Origin of the sequence: uncultured Thiodictyon sp., assembly GCA_903837595.1 — a bacterium.
In the GTDB taxonomy this organism is placed as follows: Bacteria; Pseudomonadota; Gammaproteobacteria; order Chromatiales; family Chromatiaceae; genus Thiodictyon.
The window spans coordinates 1-19947 of record CAILVI010000390.1 but is presented as its reverse complement, the minus strand read 5'-3'; the positions used below and the strand labels follow the sequence as shown (position 1 = coordinate 19947).

Genomic DNA, 19947 nt, shown 5'->3' with positions numbered 1-19947 from the left:
GACTCCTCGTCCTCCGGATTCACACCGGTATTGCCGATGTGTGGATAGGTGAGAGTCACCAGTTGGCGCAGGTAGGAGGGATCCGTCAGGATCTCCTGATATCCGCTCATGGCGGTGTTAAAAACGACCTCGCCGACGCTCGAACCATCGGCGCCGATCGAGGCTCCCCGGAAGACTGAACCGTCCTCCAGGACCAGAACTGCGTGCTTTTTCAAGGATTTCTCCGAACCGGGAGACGGCGTGGCCGGCGCTAAAAGGGGGCCGCGGGGGACCACCGGGACAACAGCGGGTACACGCGCGGAAGATTCGGACAAAGAGGCACCGAATCCGCGGGGATTCTAAAGGTCCGGCGCCCAGCTGTCCATGTGGAGGGCCGGGCGAAGTGACAACACGCGGTTGCAGCAACGGTTCGCCGGGGACCCGCCCCCATGCGATGGCGGCTCGACACCTGACCTCAACCGTGCTGCCTGGCCCAGGCGACGATGCTGCGGGCATCCATGACGCCGGCGCTGCGGGCCACCTCGGCACCGCCGCGAAACAGGGCGAGCGTGGGGATGCTGCGAATCCCCAGGCGGGCACCCAACCCCTGCGCCTCCTCGGTGTTGACCTTGGCCAGACGGAAGGCCGGCTCCAGGGCGCGGGCGGCGGACTCGAAGGCCGGGGCCATGGCGCGACAGGGGGCGCACCAAGGCGCCCAGAAATCCACCAGCAGAAGGAGTTCGTCGCGGCTCAGGAAGCGGGTAAAGCGGGCCTCGTCCAGGGCCGCCGGGGTGCCGGTGAACAGGGGACGATGACAATGACCGCACTTGGGGTCGGCACCCAGACGCGCACGCGGCACCCGATTGACCCCGTCACAGGCAGGGCAGATGATGTGAAGACTGTCGGACATGGGGTCATACCTCGGGTGAAGGGTCGGGCGGTGCGGCGCGCGGGTTGATTCCCTACCGGCCAGCACCTATTTTGCGGCGAAGTTATCGATCACCAAGTCCCGGAGTCTCAGCCCATGGCCCTTTCGCCCTATGTCGTCACCGTCACCGCCGAGAATTTCGAGTCGGTGGTGATCGATGGTTCGTTCGACCACCCGGTACTGGTGGATTTCTGGGCGGATTGGTGCGCCCCCTGCAAGGGCCTGATGCCGGTGCTGGCCAAACTGGCGGAGGCTTACGACGGCCAGTTTATTCTGGCCAAGATCAACACCGAGCAGGAGCAGGCCCTGGCCGCCCACTTCGGTATCCGCAACCTGCCCACGGTGCAGCTATTCAAGTCTGGTGCGGTGGTGGATCAATTCATGGGCGCCCTACCGGAGGCCCAAATACGGGAATTTCTCGAACGGCACCTCCCGCGCGCCGGGGACGCCTTGCTGGCCCAGGCGCTGGGGATGATCGCGGCCGGCGAACTGGTTGAGGCCGCGACCCTGCTCGAGCAGGCGCGCAGTGAGGACCCGGGCAACGCCCGCGTGGCCCTGGCGGAGGTACAACTCACGGCGGCGCGGGGCGACCTCGCCGGCGCGACGGCCGGGCTTGAGCGACTGCCGATCGAACTCGCCCACGACCCGGAGGTGGCCGCACTGCGGAGCCAGTTGCGGTTCGCACAGGCCCTGGTCGGGGCCCCGGCCCCCGCCCAGTTGGCCGAGCGACTGGCGGCCGATCCCAATGACAGCGAGGCGCGCTATCAACTCGCCGCCCACCGGGTGCTGGCGGGGGATATCGAGGGCGCCCTGGAGGGACTGCTGGCCCTCATGAAGCGCGACCGCAAATACGGCGAGGACGCCGGACGCAAGGGGATGGTGGCGGTCTTCGACCTGCTGGGAGGACAGGGTGAACTGGTCAGCCGTTACCGGGCAAAGATGATGACGGCGCTGTATTAGCCACGGGGCCGGACGGGGCGAAGGCCCGTCTGGCAAGCGCGGCGGTCGCCCCGAAGGGCGACTTTCCGATCAACCTGGAAAGAGCCATTAGTCCGCGAAAAACGCGAATGAACGCGAATAAGAACAATGAGTTGTCCGTAGGGCTGGCGTTCATCCCGGGGGTGAACCGGGAGACACAATTATCTCTTTATTTTATTTCGCGTTTTTCGCGGACGAGTTGCCGGATTTAGGATCAAGGTCCAGGCGAGACTGGCACCGGCATCAGGGATGCGGTACGACCTCCAGCAGCGCGTTGATCACCCGGTCCACGTCCGCGGGGGAGTGGAACAGGTGGGTGGAGATGCGCAGCGGCGCGGAGAAGGTCCCGGGGGCCGCGTTTTGGGTCGGGTTACTGCGCAGCGTATGGGGTACCGAGTTGTTGCGGATCACGATCTGGTAGTTGTTTTTCAACGTGGCGACCGCGGCCGCGGAGGCAGCGCCCTGGGCACTGGACTGCGCGGCGGTCAGGTCCGCGTTGTAGTCGAAGCCGGGCGAGAAGGGATTGAATGAGGTGAGCCCGGTCCGGGCCGAGGCGTCCGCGAAGCCCGCAAAGGGGATCGAGAGTGCGTCGAAGCCCCAACTGTCGACGATGCGCGAGCGCAGGTATTGGGCGAGGGCGACGACATAGTCCTCGATCGCCGGCCGGCCCCAGGCGTCCCACATCTGGCAGCACTCGACCAGGGCATTCTGGGTTGGCCGGCTGCCGTTGCCGATGAGCTGCAGGACCGCGGCAACGTTGTGGCTGGGGTCGCGTATACCGTTCGCCAGGATCCCCCCGGCACCGTAGAGCAGGGTATTGGTCGGGTAGTAGGTGGGCAGCGGATTGGTATTGGTGTAGCCGGGAACCGGGATGCCCACCATCGGCGAGGGCACGCCGAAGGGCGCGAAATCGCTGGTCGGACGCTGCACCACCTGCGGATTGGGATCGAAGCCGTTGCGGACATACAGGAAACCCGTCTGCCCCGGCCCACACTGCCACTTGTGCCCGGCACCGGAGAAGAAGTCGCAGCCCATGTCGTGCAGGTCGAGCACCACCATGCCCGGCAGGTGGGCACCGTCCACGATGGAGATGATCCCTTTCTTTGCCGCCCACTTGCAAAGCTGCTTGGCAGGCAGCCGGGCACCAGTCAGATAGATCGGGCAGGAGAACAGGATCGCCTTGGTCTTCTTGGTGTGCCGGGCCTTGAACCGGGCGAGCACCTCGGCGTCGCTATAGGCGTCGTTGGTGGGGATGTTGACGGTCTTGATGACGACACCAAACCGATCCGCGAGCATCCTGTAGGCGGACATGCCGGCGTCTTCTTCCATGTTGGTCGTGATCAGCTCGTCGCCCGGCGCGAAAGGAATCCCCATGACGATGCGCCACAGACCATCGGTGGTATTGAAACTCAACACCAGCTCATAGGGGTCGCAGCCGAAACCCTCGGCGATGGTATTGCGCATCACCTGCTGGCCAAAGAAATAGGCGGTCGGGTTGCCCGCGATCGCCTTGTAATCCTGATGTGCGTTCTTGACCACCTGGGTTGGGGAGGCCCCAGTGGTGCCGATATTCATATAGAGCAGGCCCGGGTCGAAGCCGAACGCCGCCGCATAAGGACTCTGGTTGGCGGCGGAGACGCCGGAGGCAGCAGCCGCGGCGACCGCAGCCTCCGGGATCAGCCCGCCCAGCACCAAGCCGGCGCTCCCATAGCCAAAGAGCTTCAAGAAATCCCGGCGCGCGGTCTGGACCCGCCCGGCGGCCTCATCGACGGCCGCCTTGGCCGCCGCGACGTTGCCCCAAACCGGGCCAGCATTGATTGATTCGTTCACGAGGGTCCTCCTTCATGCGCGGTCGTCCGGATACAAGCGACAGGGTGCGTGCCCGGCGTTGGACTAGGGGAGATGAGGCGGGCAGTGTGGACACTGCGTGCGTAAAGAGGCTTAACCATAACAGAACTTTCGGCTGATAATATGGTGGCCGTCACGAAACCAAAAAACCCTGATTACAACAGATTATCGAAAAAAGCCGAGCAATTCCCACGGGTGTCCGCTCCAGCGCACGGCCGGCGCCACCGGCGCAAGCGCGGTGAGGGGCGTCTGCGCGCCCGCTGCAGCGTCCGGCTCGGTCTGCATGGCGCCGGCGGCGCGCTCGCACCCGCAAACCCCGGCGACCGCCACCAAGTCGTCGCCCTCGAACACCAGCGGCACATAGGGCCGCAGCCAGGGCGGTACACCGGCCTCCTGAAAGAGTTTCTTGAGCGAGCGGTTATGGACGCCCCCCGGGAGTCGACAGGTGAGCTCGGACACCCCAAAACGCACCCGCCACGGCGGCAAGGACGCACCGATCCCACCCGGATCAGCAACCCGCTCCAGGGTCCCCAAGCCGTGCGGCAATTCCAGCACCGCACCCACCCACGCAACCGCTTCTGCGACCGGCACGGGGGGCCGCGGGCGGAGCGCAAAGAGGTCCTGGCGATAGCGGCGGACCTCACAGCCCCGCCAGGCGACCAGGGGGTCGGCGTCCGGACGCGCCGACAGGACTTCCGCGACGATGCGCCCGGTGTGTACGCTATCGGGCACCAGAAAACCCCGACGCCGCAGCCACAGGCGCAGCACGCCCTTGCACAGGTTTCGCTCCAGTCGCGCGAGTCCCGGGATCGACAGGGTCCCCGGGCGCTCACCGCTCAACCCGACCAATTCGCGCTCAGCCACCAAGTCCACCAGGTCCGCCGCCTCCGCGCAGTGCGCCGCGCTGCGCGCCAGGGTGGCGGAGACCGCCGGCCAGCGTTCACGCACCAACGGCAGGACCAGATTGCGCAGGTAGTTGCGATCCATGGCGGGCTCGCGATTGCTCGGGTCTTCCAGCCAGGTCAGCCCCAGCGTGCGGGCATATTGCTCCAAGGCCGCGCGCGGGTAGTCGAGCAAAGGGCGCACGAGCCGGCCAAGCCCCAGGTCTGCCACGACCGGCATGGCGGCCAAGCCATGCACGCCGCTCCCGCGGATCAGCGCAAGCAGCAGGGTCTCGGCCTGGTCGTCCTGGTGATGGGCGGTGAGCAGCAGGTCACCGGGGCCGAGCAGGGAGGAGAACTCCCCATAACGTGCCGCCCGGGCGACCGCCTCCGGGCTCTCCCCGCGCCCGGGCTTAGCCGCCACGCGCCGGGCCAGCAACGGGATGGAGAGCGCCTCACAGGTCACCCGGCAGTGCTCGCCCCAGCGCCCGGAGTCCGGGTGCAGACCGTGATCGATATGCAGTGCCCACAGTGGCCCGGGCAGACGCTCGCGCACCGCGGCGGCGGCGCGCAGGAGTGCGGTGGAGTCGAGCCCGCCACTGTAGGCGACCCAGACCCGCCCCACCGGGTCAAAGGGGGCGAGGATCGAGACCAGTGAGTCCGGAGCAAAGACCGCCATGGTAGATACCCCCACCCTGAATCAAACTATTCCTTGAACTTGCCGTAGCCCATCAGGCGCGTGTAGCGCTCAGCGATCAGGTGATCAAGATCGATGTCTTGGAGCTTTTCCAACTGCTCGGACAGCGCCGTCTTCAGCGCCAGGGCGACCGCATCCGGGTCCCGATGGGCGCCCCCCAGGGGCTCCGGGATGATCTGGTCCACCAGCCCCTGCTCCTTGAGCCGCTCGGAGGTGATGGCCATGGCCTCGGCGGCCAGTTGGGCCTTGTCCGCACTCTTCCACAGGATCGACGCGAAGCCCTCCGGGGAGATCACCGAGTAGGTGCTGTATTGCAGCATCAGCAGCCGATCACCCACGCCGATCGCCAGGGCCCCACCGGAACCGCCCTCCCCCACCACCGTACACAGGATAGGGGTGCGCAGCCGCGCCATGACCTGGAGGTTGCGGGCGATCGCCTCACTCTGGCCGCGTTCCTCCGCGCCGACCCCCGGATAGGCCCCGGGGGTGTCGATGAAGGTCAGGATCGGCAGGCGGAAGCGCTCCGCCATCCACATCAACCGCAGCGCCTTGCGATATCCCTCCGGGCGCGGCATACCGAAGTTGCGGTAGATCTTCTCCTTGGTGTCGCGCCCCTTCTGGTGACCGATCACCATCACCGCTCGGCCATTGATGCGCGCCAGGCCGCCGACCATGGCCGGATCGTCCGCATAGGCGCGGTCCCCGTGCAGTTCGTGAAACTCGTCGAACAGGCGCCGGGTGTAGTCCAGCAGGTAGGGCCGCTGGGGGTGGCGCGAGAGTTGTGAGATCTGCCAGGACGAGAGTCCGGCGAAGACCGACTCGGTCAGCGCCCGACTCTTCTTCTCCAGCCGCTCGATCTCCTCGGCGATGTTGATCTCATTGTCGTGCCCCACGAGGCGCAACTCTTCGATCTTCGCCTCGAGCTCGGCGATGGGTTGTTCGAAATCGAGAAAGTTCAGATCCATAGCCGCGATCACATCATCGAAGTCTGAAAAATTGGGCCGGTTGGGGTCGGGCGGCGCCGCGCGCCGCATCCGGGGCGCACCGCGGACTTGCCGCGCCGCGCCGGTGAGGCACAATAGCGGAACCCTTCCCCAGGATACAGACCCATGTGCAAACAACTGAAGGTCCGCGCGCCCACGCTCGCCCGGGTCGGCCTCCTCGCCGCCCTGCTCGTGCCGGGGGCGGCGGCCCGGGCCGCACCCTTTGGCTGTCTGCCGCTCTACGGCAACTGGTGCGGTCCCGGCCACCCGTCGGCGTTCGCCGGCCCACCGGTGGATGTCTTCGACGCCGCCTGCATGCGTCATGACCTGTGCACTGCGGGGCCCTGGTCGGAGACCGCCTGCGACCGCGCCTTCGTCGACGAACTGCACCTACTCGCCGCCCAGACCGGCTGGCTGCCCCGGCCACTGCAGTGGGCCGAGTACCTGATCCGACTCAAGGCCGGCGGCGGCTGGGACGGCATGCCGATGCCCATGCCGGGGGATGCCATGGGGCTCATGTCGAGCGTACTGACGCCCTGCTGGTGATCCCCGCGGCAGCCGCGCAGGTCACCTCTGCCGAGACTGCGCCTCAGACAAACCAGCGTCAACGCAGCCAGGTCCGGACCGCCGCGACACCCAGGTCGGCCCAGACGGCCAGTTGGATCAGACCCTGGTCCGCCCAGGCCACAACCTCGCCCCGACTCGGGAGTTGAGTGAAGTTCGCCTGCGGGGCAAACCACGCCAGCCCCCCCACCACCGCGGCCATGGCCAGGCTACTGAAAGGGTCGTTAAAGCTGAAAGGCTTGAGCGCGGTCCCAAAGGAGCGGCGAATCCGCTTATTGAAAAGGTCGACGCTGTAGACCTCGTCCAGACACAGGTGGGTCAGGTAACCCAGACCCAGCATCAGACCGGCGACCCAGGCGGCACGCGGCGGTTGCTCCAGGAGCCGATGTTCCAGATGGACGGTCACCAGGGTGACGAAGGCGACGGCCAACCAGGAGTGCCAGATGCCGCGGTGGACAGTGAAGCGGGCGAAGGTTTCGAACAACAGGAAGCGCACGGCGAGGAAGAGCGCGAACCAGATCACGGCCAGATCCAGCGAGCGATAGCGCCCCACCAACGGCAGGGTCCAGCCAAAGGCCAGGGCGGCCCCCAGGGCACCAAAAAAGGCCCGCCCGGGGGCCGAGATATCGGCGTCGATGTCCGGTAGCACGCTGCCGGTCACCCCCAGGCCGAACAGGACCAGGGTCTGACCCGGGGGCACCAGGTCCAGCCCCTTGACGGCCAGGACGGCCCCGCCGCTGACGAAAATACCCACATAAAAGTGTGTTTTAAAATTGGCCATGAGCCGTCAATACAGATCCTCGAAACGGGCACAGTTCGGTGCCAACCGAAGCTTATAGCTTTGCCGCGGTTGGATGAAGGCGACCCGCCGACACTCGTTGAATCCGATGGTGTAATAAAAGACATACTCGCCGGGATCCAGTGGGAAGCTGAATTGCTGATGGACCCACAGCCGAAACACCCGACGATCGTCGATCCGCAGGATGATGGGGCCGACGAAGCCCACCCACTCGTCGCGGTAGACCGTCACACTGGACGCAAGGGCGGGCTTGGTCACCCGCGGCAACTCGCCGATGAGACCCCCAGCACAGCCCGCCAAGAGAACGGCGGCCACGAGGACGAGCAGCGCCGCGAACCGGGCCGGCGGCGCGGCAACGAAGGTGGCGGTACGTGGCCGCCTGGCGATAGTTCCGTTCATGGGTACCCCAATGATCCCAGCCGCTGAATCGTGCTGTGTGGCGTGCCGCGCACACGGCGGCACCGGGCCGGATGATGCCCGCCCGGATCGGCGAGCGTCAACCGCACCTTGTCCCAGCGGGGGCCAATCCGGTATGGTTCAGTCATGCGATTCGCAGAAACAGACGACAGCGGCGGAAACCTGATCCAAGCCTACGGCCCGGAGGGTATTCGCATCGGCGGGAGGACCTACCGCGGCGGCCTGATCATCACCCCCGGGCGGATCATCACCGACTGGGGGCCAGTCGACGCCGCCGCCCTGAACGGCGCGCACCTCCAGGCCCTGGTCGACCTGAACCCGGAACTGATCGTGCTCGGCACCGGTCCGACCCAGGTCTTCGGCAACCCGTCGCTCTACCGCGCCCTGATGCAGCGGCGGATCGGCGTCGAGTGGATGGACACCGGGGCCGCCTGCCGCACCTACAACATCCTGATGGCCGAAGGCCGCCGGGTGGTCGCCGGGCTGCTGCCGCTGTAACCTCGAACCCTCGCGCCGCCGGCTCGGCCACCCCAGGCCCGCTCTCCATCTCCTCGGAGCCCTCCCCGTCATGGACCGTAAGTACATCATCACTATTCTTATTGCCGCCGTGTTCGGCGTCGTCGGCGCCATGCTCCTGATGCCGCCCACCATCCAGGACGAGACGGTACGTCTGCCCTGGCGCGTGACCACCGACCATGCCGGACGCACGCGGGTCTTCGGCTTCACCCTGGGCCAGACGCCACTCGCCGAGGTCCGCAAGCTCTTCGGTGAGGACGGCGCCATCAACCTGTTCCAGACCCCGGGCGCAGCGCAGCCCTTGGGGGTCGAGGTCTACTTCCAACAGGTCTACCTGCAGAGCCTGCGGGCCGACTTCGTCATCACCCTGGACGTCGATCAGGCGACCCTGCGGCCCATGTACGAGCGCGGCCTGCGCATCAGCCAACTGGAAAGCGGCGACAAGAAGGTCAAGCTGGACCCGGCGGACGTGGCGGAGCTGATCGAGCGTCCGATCCGCGCCATCACCTACCTGCCGCAGGCACGCCTGGACGAGGCCACGATCGAGAAACGCTTCGGCGCCCCCAAAGAGCGCCGCCTCGACCCTAGCAACGGCATCATTCACTGGCTCTACCCGGAACGCGCCTTCGACATCGCCCGCAACACCAAGGGCAAGATCGTCATCCAATACGTCAACCGCCCGGACTTCCAGCGACTGGCGCTGCCGTTGGGCCAGGGCGCCGCGGGCGGCCCACCGGGCGCATCCCCCGCAACCCAGTGAGCGTTGCTAACACCCGTCGCCACACTCCGGTCTGCTTCCCGGTCAGGGAATTGCGCGTAATGCGTTAGCGGTCGACCCAATCGAGCGCGAAGCCGCGCTGGCGCCATTCGTACTGGCGCATCAACGCCTGCCGCTCGGCGCGACGCATGGTTTGCCTCCCGGACGACCAAGCTCCCGCCTTCGCCCCAGACATCCAACCGGAAGTCACAGCGCTCGCCCCAACCGGGCAGCGGCCATCGCCAGCGTGCTACGGGCAAGGGCCTGGCACGGAACCTCGGGCGGGCGACCGTGGGGACGATCGCCTGCGCCGGGGCGACCGACACGCCGCCGCCCACCACGCGGAAACCGGCCGCCGGCGCACAGGCCATGAAAGACGCACGGTCATCGCCGCGTAGGTTGGTGTCGTCCACCATTCAGGACTGCCTGGCCCGCCGGCGACAGCGGCAAGCAACCACTCCCGAGGACGGATACCCAGCATGTCCAGGTTGACACGGACATGGGTGTCCACAAATCGCTCATTGAAGAATGCCGATTTGCCGGCGACTTGAATGCCGCAGAACAGGGTCATTTCCATTACAGATAAACCAGTTAAGCCTGAGTGATTGTGCGTGCGCCGCGCCGCGATAGCCTTGAGAACGCTCGCCAAGAAGACGACAAACGGAAACAGAGAATCTTTTACATCAATTAGTTACAGACTCCCAGGGGACGCTGCCGGCCGTTTCCGCGGCAGGTCCGCAGCCTCTTGACGCGGCCAAAGCGCCGATTACGTTAATGAGTGAATTCTTGACGACACGCCGGTTATGAGTTAAACCAGTATTCAGGATATTCGCCAGACTGCGCTTAGCTCCAGCAGAGCCGATAATGGTGCAATGCAGCATAATGGTGCAATGCAGCAATTGCGGAAAATGGTGCAACGCAACATACAAGGAATAATGGTGCAATGCAACAATTTGACTCGCTATCGCGTTTACTCAGTCGACGAATTATAAAGATCATGTGAAGACTTGGCGGCCCGACGCCGCCGACCTGTCGAGCACGTGCCGTTACTGCAAGGCCCGGCCCTTTCGGTGATGCCAACCAACTAGAACGAGGAGGCTTACCCATGCATACGTTAGACGGTTACCGCAGCACCCACTCGGATCTGCGCCAGATGATCGACGACCTGCGCTCACTCCTCACCATGGAGCAATTGCGCATACGCCCCAATGCCAGGACCGCGTACGAGATGTTGTGCGACCTGGGTGAGCGGGTGCGTCGCCATCTGAGCGAGGAAGATCGTGGCCTGTATCCCAGCCTGCTTATCCATGATGACCCCAAGGTGAAGTCACTCGCCTGGGGGTTCATCAGCGGGGAGAAACCACTGCGCAAGACCTTTGAGGACTACCATGGACGCTGGCTGAAGAACTGCGACTTCAATTTCAGCGATGACTTCCTGGCGGAGACCCAGGAGGTTTTCGCCATGGTCGCGCAGCGCCTTGACCGCGAGGAGCGGGTCCTCTTCCCCAAATTGGTGGAAATCGGTATGTTTCGCGAGGTCCGTGTGTAACGCAGCGACCCAGGGGGCGCGCAGACCGCGGCAGCCCCCTCAAGGCTCGACTGATGCCGAACAGTGAAGCACTTTTCCGCCGCGGTGCGACCCATGCGCCGACCGGCGCCGTGGGCGCATGAGCAATAGCTCTCCCGGTTGCCCAGGCCGCGCACGATATCGCTGCGCGCACCCATGCTGCCGGGGATGATCCCCAGATCGCCCGCGCGCGCCCGGATGGCACCCTTGCGGGTCACCCAAACGTTGGCGTCATGGTGGTGCTCCCGCTCCACATCCTTGTGGTGGCAGTTGATCACCACCGCCGTCGACTGGAAGGCCGGCAGGTGCCGGGCCAGTGCCGCCAGCAGCAGGGCCATCATCTGGTCACGGTTCCCCCGGGCATCGGCCTGCGCCCAAGAGACCGCCGCCACGTAGTCATCGAAAACCTTTTTCAGCGACCGCTCGTCGATCCCCTCGGCGGTCAACAAGGTGCGCACCGCCGCCATACCGCAGCCGCTATCCCCCCCCACCGCGGCTGGAATGATCGCCTGGTGGGTGGCGATCACAGAGCCGATGGTGGCGCCGCTGCCGCCGTGTACGTCGGGCATGGCTGCCACATGGCGGTGAATGAAGGGAGCTTGGAGAGATTGACCAATTGCGCACGGGGGCGCCCGCGTCCAACTCATCGGTCCAGACCTTGACCGGCCCCTCACCCTTGGCGATGACTTACGTGATGGGCACGGCATGCTCCAGTGTGGCCCGCGGGCCTTCCAACGACAAGAATCCGGCACCGGGCGACACCCTGGCACGGGTCGCCGCGGCGGTGACTGCACCGCCGGCGCCCGCCCTGAGCGCTGCCTATCAACCCCAAGACGAACTGCACACCTCCCGCCCTCGCTCGGGCGGCGTGCGCGGCCGACTCAGCGCCATCGCCCGGCGCCTGCGGGGGCTGGACCCGCGCACGCACGCCCCACGCCGCGACCTCGACACCGCACCGCACCGACCGAGCGCATCCTCCCCACCCTGCAAGGGACCACCGCACGGGCCTGGCCCACTGCCATCGACACGCTGGCTACCTCGCCCGGTGGCTAGGCGGCACGCCTCCGAATCGTGCACCGGACAGGCGCCTGCCCAAGACGCAGATTAAGGCCACCTCAGCGAATGTAACTGACTTCCTGGCCGAGCATTTCGGGGGAAACGAGGGTCACGCCTTGATCGGTCACATAATAGCCGGCATGCCGATCGGCCACCGGATCGTAGCCGATCACCGTACCCTCCGGGATCTGACAGGAGCGGTCGATGATCGCGTTGCGAATGCGGCAACTACGCCCAATGGTCACGTCCGGCAGGATCACCGAGTCCTCGACACTGGCATAGGAGTTGACCCGGACGTTGGAGAACAAGAGCGAATGCCGCACCTTGGACCCGGAGATGACACAGCCGCCGGAGACCATGGAGTCCACCGCCATGCCGCGCCGGTCATCGTCGTCGAACACGAACTTGGCAGGCGGTAGCTGCTCCTGATAGGTCCAGATGGGCCACTGCTCGTCATAGAGATTGAGCGGCGGGGTGACGCCGATCAGTTCCAGATTGGCCTCCCAAAAGGCATTCAGGGTGCCCACGTCGCGCCAATAGGCCTGCTCGCCGCTGCGCGGGTCGCGGAAGGGGTGGGCTATAACCCGATAGCGGTCGATGACAGAGGGGATGATGTCCTTGCCGAAGTCATGCGAAGACTCCCGGGTATCCGCATCCTTGATCAGTTGCTCAAACAGGAAACCACGATTGAAAACATAAATCCCCATGGAGGCCAGGCAGTGGGTCGGACGGCCCGGGATGGTCTGCGGTTCACGTGGCTTTTCCTCGAATCCCCTGACCCGACCGTCGGCATCCGCACACATAACGCCGAACTCCCCGGCCCGCTCCTTCTCCACCTCAATGCAACCCACCGTCATGTCCGCGCCGGTCTCGACGTGGTGGGCGATCATGGCGCCGTAGTCCATCTTGTAGATGTGGTCACCGGCCAGGACCAAGATATATTCCGGATTGTGGTTACGGATAATATCCAGATTCTGAAAGACCGCGTCGGCCGTGCCCGCGTACCAGGCGGTCTCCACCACGCGCTGCTGGGCCGGCCACAACTCCACGAACTCACCGAACTCGCCCCGCAGGAAGCCCCAGCCCTTTTGGATATGAAGGATCAGAGAGTGGGCCTTGTACTGGGTGAGCACGCCGACCTGGCGGATGCCCGAATTGATACAGTTGGACAGCGGAAAGTCGACGATGCGGAACTTGCCGCCAAAGGGGACCGCAGGCTTGGAGCGCCAAGCGGTCAAGTGCTTGAGTCGTGCGCCTCGCCCTCCCGCCAGGATCAGGGCCAGGGTATTACGGGTCAAACGGCTGACGAACCGCGGATTCGATGCCGGCATGGGTCCTCCTCCAGAATGTGCGAGTCGGCGTTTGGCGTTCAGGGGTGCCTGCCGACGGGCTTATGGTACCATCTGACAAGTTCCAGGCACGTCTTTAGCCGATACTCGGCGCGTCGGCGGTGCCGCGCGGCTGCCCGCCCTAGGGGCAGCGCACCAATCCGTGTGCCTTTTCCGCTCAGGACCACCCGCGGGAGGGCGATCTCAAGCCTCCCGGCAGCACGCTGCGCAGACCTCTTGCCGGGGTCGCTGAGCACACATCATCACCGGCGTCGGGGCCGGGCGGTTTGCCGCACTTGAGCCCCGCTACACCAAAATAATCCCCTCGCGGAGGACAGAACCCCTATGGCCGCCCCCCACAGCCCCGCACCCAAGTTGCCCGAGCCGCTCGCCCGTATCGTCGAGGCCCGCCACCACGACCCCTTCGAAGTCCTGGGACGGCACGTCACCGGCAGCCGCGTGACGGTGCGCGCCTTCCTGCCCGCCGCCGAACGGGTACGGATCATGGAGGCGGACGCGGAGATGATCCGTACCGAGGGAACGGATCTCTTCACCTGGGAGGGTGAGGCAGCCGCGGTCCCGGAGCGCTATCGCCTGGTCTGGGAAGATAAGGCGGGCAATCGCGGCAGCGCCCACGACCCCTACTGCTTCCCGCCGCAGTTGCGTGACTTCGACCTGCACCTCTTCGGGGAGGGTAAACACTGGGACGCCTTCCGCTTCCTGGGCTCGCATCTGTGCGAGGTGGACGGGATCAAAGGGGTCCAGTTCGCGGTGTGGGCACCAAACGCCGACCGGGTCAGCGTGGTGGGCGACTTCAACCGCTGGGACGGGCGCGCCCACCCAATGCGGGTACGCGGCGCCACCGGCGTCTGGGAGCTGTTCATTCCCGGCGTCGAGGCGGGCGGCTATTACAAATACGAGCTGCGCGACCGTTCCGGCAACGCCCACGTCAAGATCGACCCCTACGCCAATGCCTTCCAGGAGCGCCCTGAGACGGCCGGGCTGATCACCGCCCCGAGCACCTACGAATGGGGCGACGGCGACTGGATGAAGGCACGCGCACAGCTCGACTGGCAGCGCCAGCCCTTCTCCACCTACGAGGTCCATCTCGGCTCCTGGCAGCGCGACGCCGCCGGCGACTTCATCAATTACCGTGAGTTGGCCGTCCAGCTCGCCGCCTATGCCATTGAGTTGGGTTTCACTCACGTCGAACTCCTGCCGATCACAGAGCACCCACTGGACGCCTCCTGGGGCTACCAGTGTACCGGCTATTTCGCGCCGACCAGCCGCCACGGCACCCCGGAAGATTTCCGCTTCTTTATCGATCACCTGCACCAGGCCGGCATCGGGGTACTGCTCGACTGGGTCCCCGCCCACTTCCCGAAGGATGCCTATGCCCTGGCACGCTTCGACGGCTCGGCCCTATACGAACACGCGGACCCGCGCCTGGGTGAACACAAGGACTGGGGCACCCTGATCTTCAACTTCGGCCGTAACGAGGTGAAGAACTTCCTGCTCTCCAGCGCACTGTATTGGTTGTCCGAGTTCCATATCGACGGGCTGCGGGTCGACGCGGTCGCCTCCATGCTGTACTTGGACTACTCTCGCAAGGCCGGCGAATGGATACCCAACAAATACGGCGGCAATGAAAACCTGGACGCGGTAGACTTCATCCGCCAGTTGAACATGGTTACCCACGAGCAGCACCCGGGCTCACTCATGATCGCCGAAGAGTCCACCGCCTGGCCGGCGGTCTCCCGCCCGACCTATCTGGGAGGACTCGGCTTCAGCATGAAGTGGAACATGGGCTGGATGCACGACACCCTCTCCTACATGGAGAAGGACCCCATCTATCGCCATTACCACCACGACCTGCTGACCTTCGGGCTGCTCTACGCCTTCACCGAGAACTTCGTCCTGCCCTTCTCGCACGACGAGGTGGTGCATGGTAAGAAGTCAATGCTGGACAAGATGCCCGGCGACCCCTGGCAGCGCTTCGCCAGCCTGCGCCTACTCTATACTTTTATGTTCAGCTACCCGGGCAAGAAGCTCCTGTTCCAGGGCTGTGAATTCGGCCAGGGCCAGGAGTGGGACTTCAATGAGGCGCTGAACTGGGAACTCCTGGAGCGCCCCCAACATCAGGGGATCAAGCAGATCGTCTCGGATCTCAATCGGCTGTACCGGGCCCAACCCGCGCTGCACGAGGTTGATTTCGACGGCGCCGGATTCGAATGGATCGACTGCCACGATAGTTCCCAGTCGGTGCTGAGCTATATCCGCAAGGACAAGGCCGGCGGGCGCCTGGTGGCGGCCGTATTCAATTTCACCCCGGTCCCGCGCAACAACTACCGCATCGGTGTACCCAAGGCCGGCTTCTGGCGCGAGGCCATCAACTCCGACGCGCTCATCTACGGCGGCAGCAACGTGGGCAACCAGGGTGGGGTGCGTTCAGAGGAGGTCAGCTGGATGGGTCGACCACACTCCATCCCGATCGCACTGCCGCCGCTCGGCGGCTTGATCCTGGTCCACGAACCCCACCACGAAGAGCCACCCGTCAAGGGTTTGGCCGCAACGGACCCGGCAGCCGAGCCAGCCGACCCGGTCGCCGCGCCCGTTGGACCCACCGCCAAGTAGCCCCGAGTGATCCTCCCCGTGTCCCGCGTTGGGCACGGGGGGCTGCGCCCCTCCATGCAGATCTGGGTCGACGCCGACGCCTGCCCCAAGGTCATCAAGGACATCCTGTTCCGCGCCGCGCAGCGGGTCGGTATCCCCCCCCTTGATCCTGGTCGCCAACCAGCCCATCCCCACCCCGCCGTCCCGCTTCATCCGCTCCACCCGCGTCGCCCCCGGTTTCGACGTAGCCGACAACGCCCTGCCTTCAGACTCCAAGGACTGAACTTTGGCATGAAAGAGCGCCTTCCGTTCAAGAAATCAAGCTACTTGCCCCAACCCATCCCGTTATCGTTCAAGACCTTACCTGCGCAGAAAATCCGGGACACAATGGGCCTGGGATATCGGCCTCCTGGCGCCCAATCGCTCAAGGCGTCGCGCCGAAGCGTTAGCGGGCCTTGCAGGCGCAAGCAGACGCTTCTTTCCATTGCTCGGCGACGATGCATAACACAGGAAAAGGTAACGCCAATGCATCCTGGTTTTTTTAGTCACATCTTGCTCATCAGTCAGTTTGAACTCAAAAGGAGTTTTGCTACCCGCAGCGGCCTGCTGTCTATAGTGACCTTTGCAGTCGTTTGGTGTGTTATTCTGTTTTATCCCCTGCGCTTTTCTGCTGAGCTGTTGATGCAGGAAAAAGGCTTGATGCCAGGCTTCAGTTTTGTTGGCGCTATTGGTTTTGGTTCGATACAGCAGTGGCCCATTCCTGAATTCGGCCTGTTTTGGCATTTTGCACTGCTTATCTTCCCCCTGTTGAGCATTATGCTTGCCGCCGATCAAACCTGTTCTGATCGTGAACGCGGCACCCTAAGGTTTATCGTCGCGCGCAGCAGCCGTGACCGTGTATTCTTTGGCCGGTTTGTCGGCGTTATAGTGATTCAGACGCTATTGATCAGTGCCACCGCATCAAGCACCCTTGCGTTGGTGCTGTATCGTGATGCCGCGCTGTTTTCTTCAGCGTTGCCTGACCTGCTCGTCGTCACCGTTAACTTAATCTTGGCCGTTCTACCCTTTACCGCCATGATGGCGGCGTTGTCCGCCACCGTTAAATCGGCCCGGCAAGCAACCGTCTGGGCTATTTTGATCTGGATATTTCTGGCGGGCATCATCGGCGGTTTTGCTTACTACCTGCCGACACTTGGTTTTCTAAAATTACTTGTCCCCGGCTATCAATTATCCGCCCTGGCGCAACTGTCAGGATGGCAAACGCTGCAACTGGCTTATGTCCCCCTATTGCAAAGCCTTATTCTATTGGCTTTAGGGCGCTGGATCATGGCAAGGCAACCTCTATGACGTCATCGATTATTCACTGTCAACAGCTGACCCACGTTTATTCCGGCAAAGCAGCGCTCGCCAATGTCAGTTTTGAACTGGACGCGGGTGAACCGGTTGGCTTGGTCGGTCCCAATGGGGCCGGCAAGACCACCTTGCTCAGTATCCTATCCGGTATTTTACGTCCCACGTCGGGCACCGTCAGGTTGTTCGGTCAGCCACCGGGTGCCACCCAACTCATCGGCAAAGTCGCAGCACTACCCCAGGTTGCAAGGCTCGACCCTAGCTTTACCATCATCGAACAACTGATTTTTTATGCCCGGCTACAGGGATTCACAAGAACCCAAGCCGCCCTAGAGGCAGGCAGGGTGTTGGAAGAAGTCTCACTCACGGAGGGGACTCATGAAAAACCGCCGGCGCTCAGCCATGGCATGGCAAAACGGGTGGCGATTGCCCAGACGCTGATCGGTAAACCGGCGCTGGTCTTACTGGATGAACCGACCGCGGGGCTCGATCCTGTCAATGTCCGCACGGTGCGTGCGATTATTACGGAACGGTCGCCGGCGACAACCTTTATTATCAGCTCCCACGATTTGGCTGAACTCGACCGGTTGTGCAAGCACATTTTGCTGCTGGAAAACGCGGTCTTACAGCCGCAGACCATTGGCCTGAACGAAGAACAAGCTGGCACTCGCTTTATTACCCTGCAAATGGAAACCGGCCCGGCACGGGAAGTGATTGCTGAACTCCAGGTCTTGGAGGGTGTTCTGCAGGTCACTAACCCGCAGAAAAATGAACTTGTCGTGGCCTATGACCCTAACCTGCAACCTCAGATGGATCTGCAACTGATGCAATGTCTCAATAGTCATCACTGGCAATATCGGCAGTTAACCCACGGTAAGACCTTGGAAGAAAAACTTTTCTTTCACGACTAAGGGCATGTTGAGAAATCAACTTTATTGTGCGAATTCCAAGTGGTCACACAGTGTGACGGGAATAGGAGTGAGACCCCGCTCGGAGAATCGCATGCATGGGGTAACCGGCGGCAACGATCCGAGCGTGTCGGGGCAGGTGGGGACCTTGACGGCATCGTTGGCTTGCCTTCAAAGTAGCAGAAACCCGTGGTCTGTCAGCGGTGTCCCTCCCGCTAGGCGCAGATCCCCGGACCCGCGCCCCTTGTCGCACCGGCTACGCCTGCCTACATTGCCAACATGCGCCATCCCATCGATCCCAAGGTTGACTGTGTCTTCAAGGCCCTGCTGGGGTCAGAGTCCAATCGTGACCTGCTGATCCATTTCCTCAACGCCGTCCTCGGCGCGGACCTGCCCCGGGCGATTACCGCGGTGGAGATCCAGAATCCCTATAACGAGAAGGAGTGCCTCGACGACAAGCTCACCGTGGTCGACGTCAAGGCCCGCGACGCGACCGGGCAGATGTATCAGGTCGAGGTTCAACTGCTCAATCACCGCGACCTGCCGGCGCGTATCCTCTACGGTTGGGCCGACCTCTACAGCGCGCAGATCAAGGCGGGCGAGAGCTACCGCAAGCTGCGCCCCACTTACGCGATCTGGCTGCTTGCAGACCCGAGAGATGAGGCGAGCCATGAACACACTAAAGGCATTTTCCGAGAAAGAGCACGCCTACCATGCATACCAGGCGCGGCAGGACTACCTGCGCGAACAGCAGAGTATCCAGCTCGAATTCGACGACCTGCGCGCGGAGGTCGAGCAGGCGCGAGCGGACGCGGAGCACGAACGGGCGGCTAAGGAGCAGGCGCGGGCGGACGTGGAGCACGAGCGGGCGGCAAAGGAGCAGGCACGGGCGGACGCGGAGCAGGAGCGGGCCGCCAAGGACGAAGCCTTGGCCGAGAACGAGCGGCTGAAGCGCTTGCTCGCCGGCAAGCCGGAACCGTCTGGCCCCGAGACGCGGTAGTGATCTCGGCCTCTCGTCAATTCATGGTTTCGCAGAAAACCCGGTCGAGTAGGCGACGCGGAACGCTCTTCGGTTGGGTCCGCGCGGGATGCGGTCCGCGCAGCGGACCCTACCCGCTCTTATGCCGCGATCTTGCCGCCTTAAGTCACGAACGGTGAAGCGCCACAGCGCGACTAGGTCCTTGACGTTACGCGCGATGATTGCTTCAATCGCCATGCCTCCCCGGGTTTCAGGTAGTTCGTCCGGAGAAATCTACTTATGCCTATGTACGAAACACGTTCTCTCGGTCAACTCAAGCTGGAACTCTTTACCCAGATGAAGAGCCAGATCGCCTTTTCTGACTTCTGCGCCCCGGCGGCTACGCTTGAGTTTTCGGCGAACGACGGCTTCTTGCAGAACAATCTACTGCTATTCAAGCTCACGTTCCCAGAATATGAACTCGAGGCAAGTATTCATAATGGAATAGTTTTCATCAAACGCAATGGTGTGTATCAGCACAGCGAACAACAGCAGAAAAACGGTAATTTTCATGTCGCGATTCAATGGACTGTCGACTCCCTTGGAGTGGGAGTAGTGCCTTGGTCTGGCGACCCTGATGCAATGAATGGTCACCTGCGAGCCGTGCATACAACACCGACAGCGCCGCCACTGGAGCTCGTAAGGCAGCTTTGTCGATGGCTACCTAAACCCGCCTATAGTTGGTGAATGACGCGGGTAATCGCCAACGAGGGTGGTGAAGACCGGTCGGGTCGCTGGGGGCGCGGGGGGGGGTTGGGGG

General features: G+C 63.7%; 18 protein-coding genes and 3 pseudogenes. 12 read left to right on the top strand and 9 right to left on the bottom strand.

The genetic code is table 11. From position 1 onward, the window contains the following. Positions 1-215 (bottom strand): carbamoyl-phosphate synthase domain-containing protein (locus QZY44_RS23455; RefSeq protein ID WP_295453554.1); only part of this gene is annotated, 215 nt, incomplete at its 3' end. Between the two features lie 239 nt (positions 216-454). After that, complete coding sequence (locus QZY44_RS23450) at positions 455-889, bottom strand: thioredoxin domain-containing protein (protein WP_295453551.1); 435 nt, start codon at positions 887-889, stop codon at positions 455-457. Positions 890-1003: 114 nt separating this feature from the next. On the opposite strand from QZY44_RS23450, the gene trxA reads away from it, so the two are divergent. Further along, on the top strand, positions 1004-1867 hold the full coding sequence (gene trxA / locus QZY44_RS23445; RefSeq protein ID WP_295453547.1) for a thioredoxin: 864 nt from the start codon (positions 1004-1006) through the stop codon (positions 1865-1867). 261 nt (positions 1868-2128) lie between these two features. Here the strand turns inward: trxA and QZY44_RS23440 are convergent, their stop codons facing one another. The 3 genes from QZY44_RS23440 to QZY44_RS23430 form a co-directional block, all read right to left on the bottom strand. Next, positions 2129-3715 carry an aminotransferase class V-fold PLP-dependent enzyme gene (locus QZY44_RS23440; RefSeq protein WP_295453543.1) on the bottom strand — a complete coding sequence of 529 codons (1587 nt, stop codon included), beginning with the start codon at positions 3713-3715 and terminating at the stop codon, positions 2129-2131. Positions 3716-3898: 183 nt separating this feature from the next. Next, a complete protein-coding gene (tilS, locus tag QZY44_RS23435; RefSeq protein ID WP_295453540.1) occupies positions 3899-5293 on the bottom strand; it encodes a tRNA lysidine(34) synthetase TilS in 1395 nt (464 codons plus the stop codon). A gap of 26 nt (positions 5294-5319) precedes the next feature. Then, positions 5320-6276 (bottom strand): acetyl-CoA carboxylase carboxyltransferase subunit alpha, encoded by a 957-nt coding sequence (locus tag QZY44_RS23430; RefSeq protein ID WP_295453562.1) that lies wholly within the window; start codon positions 6274-6276, stop codon positions 5320-5322. Positions 6277-6420: 144 nt separating this feature from the next. On the opposite strand from QZY44_RS23430, the gene QZY44_RS23425 reads away from it, so the two are divergent. Further along, positions 6421-6840 carry a hypothetical protein gene (locus QZY44_RS23425; RefSeq protein WP_295453537.1) on the top strand — a complete coding sequence of 140 codons (420 nt, stop codon included), beginning with the start codon at positions 6421-6423 and terminating at the stop codon, positions 6838-6840. 58 nt (positions 6841-6898) lie between these two features. Here QZY44_RS23425 and QZY44_RS23420 read toward each other — a convergent pair whose 3' ends face one another. After that, entirely contained in the window at positions 6899-7639 is a 741-nt protein-coding gene (locus tag QZY44_RS23420) for a metal-dependent hydrolase (RefSeq protein ID WP_295453533.1), read from the bottom strand. Positions 7640-7645: 6 nt separating this feature from the next. Continuing rightward, entirely contained in the window at positions 7646-8056 is a 411-nt protein-coding gene (locus QZY44_RS23415; RefSeq protein ID WP_295453529.1) for a hypothetical protein, read from the bottom strand. 144 nt (positions 8057-8200) lie between these two features. On the opposite strand from QZY44_RS23415, the gene QZY44_RS23410 reads away from it, so the two are divergent. The 3 genes from QZY44_RS23410 (at position 8201) to QZY44_RS23400 (ending at position 10896) form a co-directional block, all read left to right on the top strand. Beyond that, on the top strand, positions 8201-8572 hold the full coding sequence (locus QZY44_RS23410; RefSeq protein ID WP_295453523.1) for an Mth938-like domain-containing protein: 372 nt from the start codon (positions 8201-8203) through the stop codon (positions 8570-8572). Between the two features lie 70 nt (positions 8573-8642). Then, on the top strand, positions 8643-9350 hold the full coding sequence (locus QZY44_RS23405; RefSeq protein WP_295453518.1) for a hypothetical protein: 708 nt from the start codon (positions 8643-8645) through the stop codon (positions 9348-9350). Positions 9351-10452: 1102 nt separating this feature from the next. Continuing rightward, positions 10453-10896, top strand: a complete 444-nt coding sequence (locus QZY44_RS23400; protein ID WP_295453515.1) for a hemerythrin domain-containing protein — start codon at positions 10453-10455, stop codon at positions 10894-10896. A 95-nt stretch (positions 10897-10991) separates the two neighbouring features. Here QZY44_RS23400 and QZY44_RS23395 read toward each other — a convergent pair. After that, positions 10992-11483, bottom strand: a pseudogene (locus QZY44_RS23395) (RtcB family protein); the annotation flags it as partial. Positions 11484-12029: 546 nt separating this feature from the next. Beyond that, positions 12030-13301: a glucose-1-phosphate adenylyltransferase gene (gene glgC / locus QZY44_RS23390; protein ID WP_295453511.1), complete on the bottom strand. Its 1272-nt coding sequence runs from the start codon at positions 13299-13301 to the stop codon at positions 12030-12032. A 342-nt stretch (positions 13302-13643) separates the two neighbouring features. On the opposite strand from glgC, the gene glgB reads away from it, so the two are divergent. The 7 genes and pseudogenes from glgB to QZY44_RS23355 all read left to right on the top strand — a co-directional run bounded on the left by glgB (position 13644) and on the right by QZY44_RS23355 (position 19874). Beyond that, a complete protein-coding gene (glgB, locus tag QZY44_RS23385; protein ID WP_295453507.1) occupies positions 13644-15932 on the top strand; it encodes a 1,4-alpha-glucan branching protein GlgB in 2289 nt (762 codons plus the stop codon). A gap of 54 nt (positions 15933-15986) precedes the next feature. Continuing rightward, positions 15987-16173: pseudogene (locus QZY44_RS23380) on the top strand (DUF188 domain-containing protein); the annotation flags it as partial. 29 nt (positions 16174-16202) lie between these two features. Then, positions 16203-17258, top strand: a complete 1056-nt coding sequence (locus QZY44_RS23375; protein WP_365305123.1) for an ABC transporter permease subunit — start codon at positions 16203-16205, stop codon at positions 17256-17258. Continuing rightward, the gene (locus tag QZY44_RS23370; RefSeq protein WP_295453503.1) at positions 17255-18172 is read left to right on the top strand and encodes an ABC transporter ATP-binding protein; all 918 of its coding nucleotides are present in this window, start codon (positions 17255-17257) and stop codon (positions 18170-18172) included. Before QZY44_RS23375 ends, QZY44_RS23370 begins: the two co-directional genes overlap by 4 nt. A gap of 276 nt (positions 18173-18448) precedes the next feature. Beyond that, positions 18449-18775, top strand: a pseudogene (locus QZY44_RS23365) (Rpn family recombination-promoting nuclease/putative transposase); the annotation flags it as partial. A gap of 64 nt (positions 18776-18839) precedes the next feature. Beyond that, complete coding sequence (locus QZY44_RS23360; RefSeq protein WP_295453498.1) at positions 18840-19169, top strand: hypothetical protein; 330 nt, start codon at positions 18840-18842, stop codon at positions 19167-19169. A gap of 258 nt (positions 19170-19427) precedes the next feature. Next, positions 19428-19874, top strand: a complete 447-nt coding sequence (locus QZY44_RS23355; protein ID WP_295453495.1) for a hypothetical protein — start codon at positions 19428-19430, stop codon at positions 19872-19874. Positions 19875-19947: the final 73 nt, after the last annotated feature.

Coding starts and splice junctions, on each gene's coding strand:
- QZY44_RS23450 (WP_295453551.1), bottom strand. CDS start 889: ATGTCCGACAGTCTTCACATCATCTGCCCTGCCTGTGACGGGGTCAAT.
- trxA (WP_295453547.1), top strand. CDS start 1,004: ATGGCCCTTTCGCCCTATGTCGTCACCGTCACCGCCGAGAATTTCGAG.
- tilS (WP_295453540.1), bottom strand. CDS start 5,293: ATGGCGGTCTTTGCTCCGGACTCACTGGTCTCGATCCTCGCCCCCTTT.
- QZY44_RS23430 (WP_295453562.1), bottom strand. CDS start 6,276: ATGGATCTGAACTTTCTCGATTTCGAACAACCCATCGCCGAGCTCGAG.
- QZY44_RS23425 (WP_295453537.1), top strand. CDS start 6,421: ATGTGCAAACAACTGAAGGTCCGCGCGCCCACGCTCGCCCGGGTCGGC.
- QZY44_RS23420 (WP_295453533.1), bottom strand. CDS start 7,639: ATGGCCAATTTTAAAACACACTTTTATGTGGGTATTTTCGTCAGCGGC.
- QZY44_RS23415 (WP_295453529.1), bottom strand. CDS start 8,056: ATGAACGGAACTATCGCCAGGCGGCCACGTACCGCCACCTTCGTTGCC.
- QZY44_RS23410 (WP_295453523.1), top strand. CDS start 8,201: ATGCGATTCGCAGAAACAGACGACAGCGGCGGAAACCTGATCCAAGCC.
- QZY44_RS23405 (WP_295453518.1), top strand. CDS start 8,643: ATGGACCGTAAGTACATCATCACTATTCTTATTGCCGCCGTGTTCGGC.
- QZY44_RS23400 (WP_295453515.1), top strand. CDS start 10,453: ATGCATACGTTAGACGGTTACCGCAGCACCCACTCGGATCTGCGCCAG.
- glgC (WP_295453511.1), bottom strand. CDS start 13,301: ATGCCGGCATCGAATCCGCGGTTCGTCAGCCGTTTGACCCGTAATACC.
- glgB (WP_295453507.1), top strand. CDS start 13,644: ATGGCCGCCCCCCACAGCCCCGCACCCAAGTTGCCCGAGCCGCTCGCC.
- QZY44_RS23375 (WP_365305123.1), top strand. CDS start 16,203: ATGAAAGAGCGCCTTCCGTTCAAGAAATCAAGCTACTTGCCCCAACCC.
- QZY44_RS23370 (WP_295453503.1), top strand. CDS start 17,255: ATGACGTCATCGATTATTCACTGTCAACAGCTGACCCACGTTTATTCC.
- QZY44_RS23360 (WP_295453498.1), top strand. CDS start 18,840: ATGAACACACTAAAGGCATTTTCCGAGAAAGAGCACGCCTACCATGCA.
- QZY44_RS23355 (WP_295453495.1), top strand. CDS start 19,428: ATGCCTATGTACGAAACACGTTCTCTCGGTCAACTCAAGCTGGAACTC.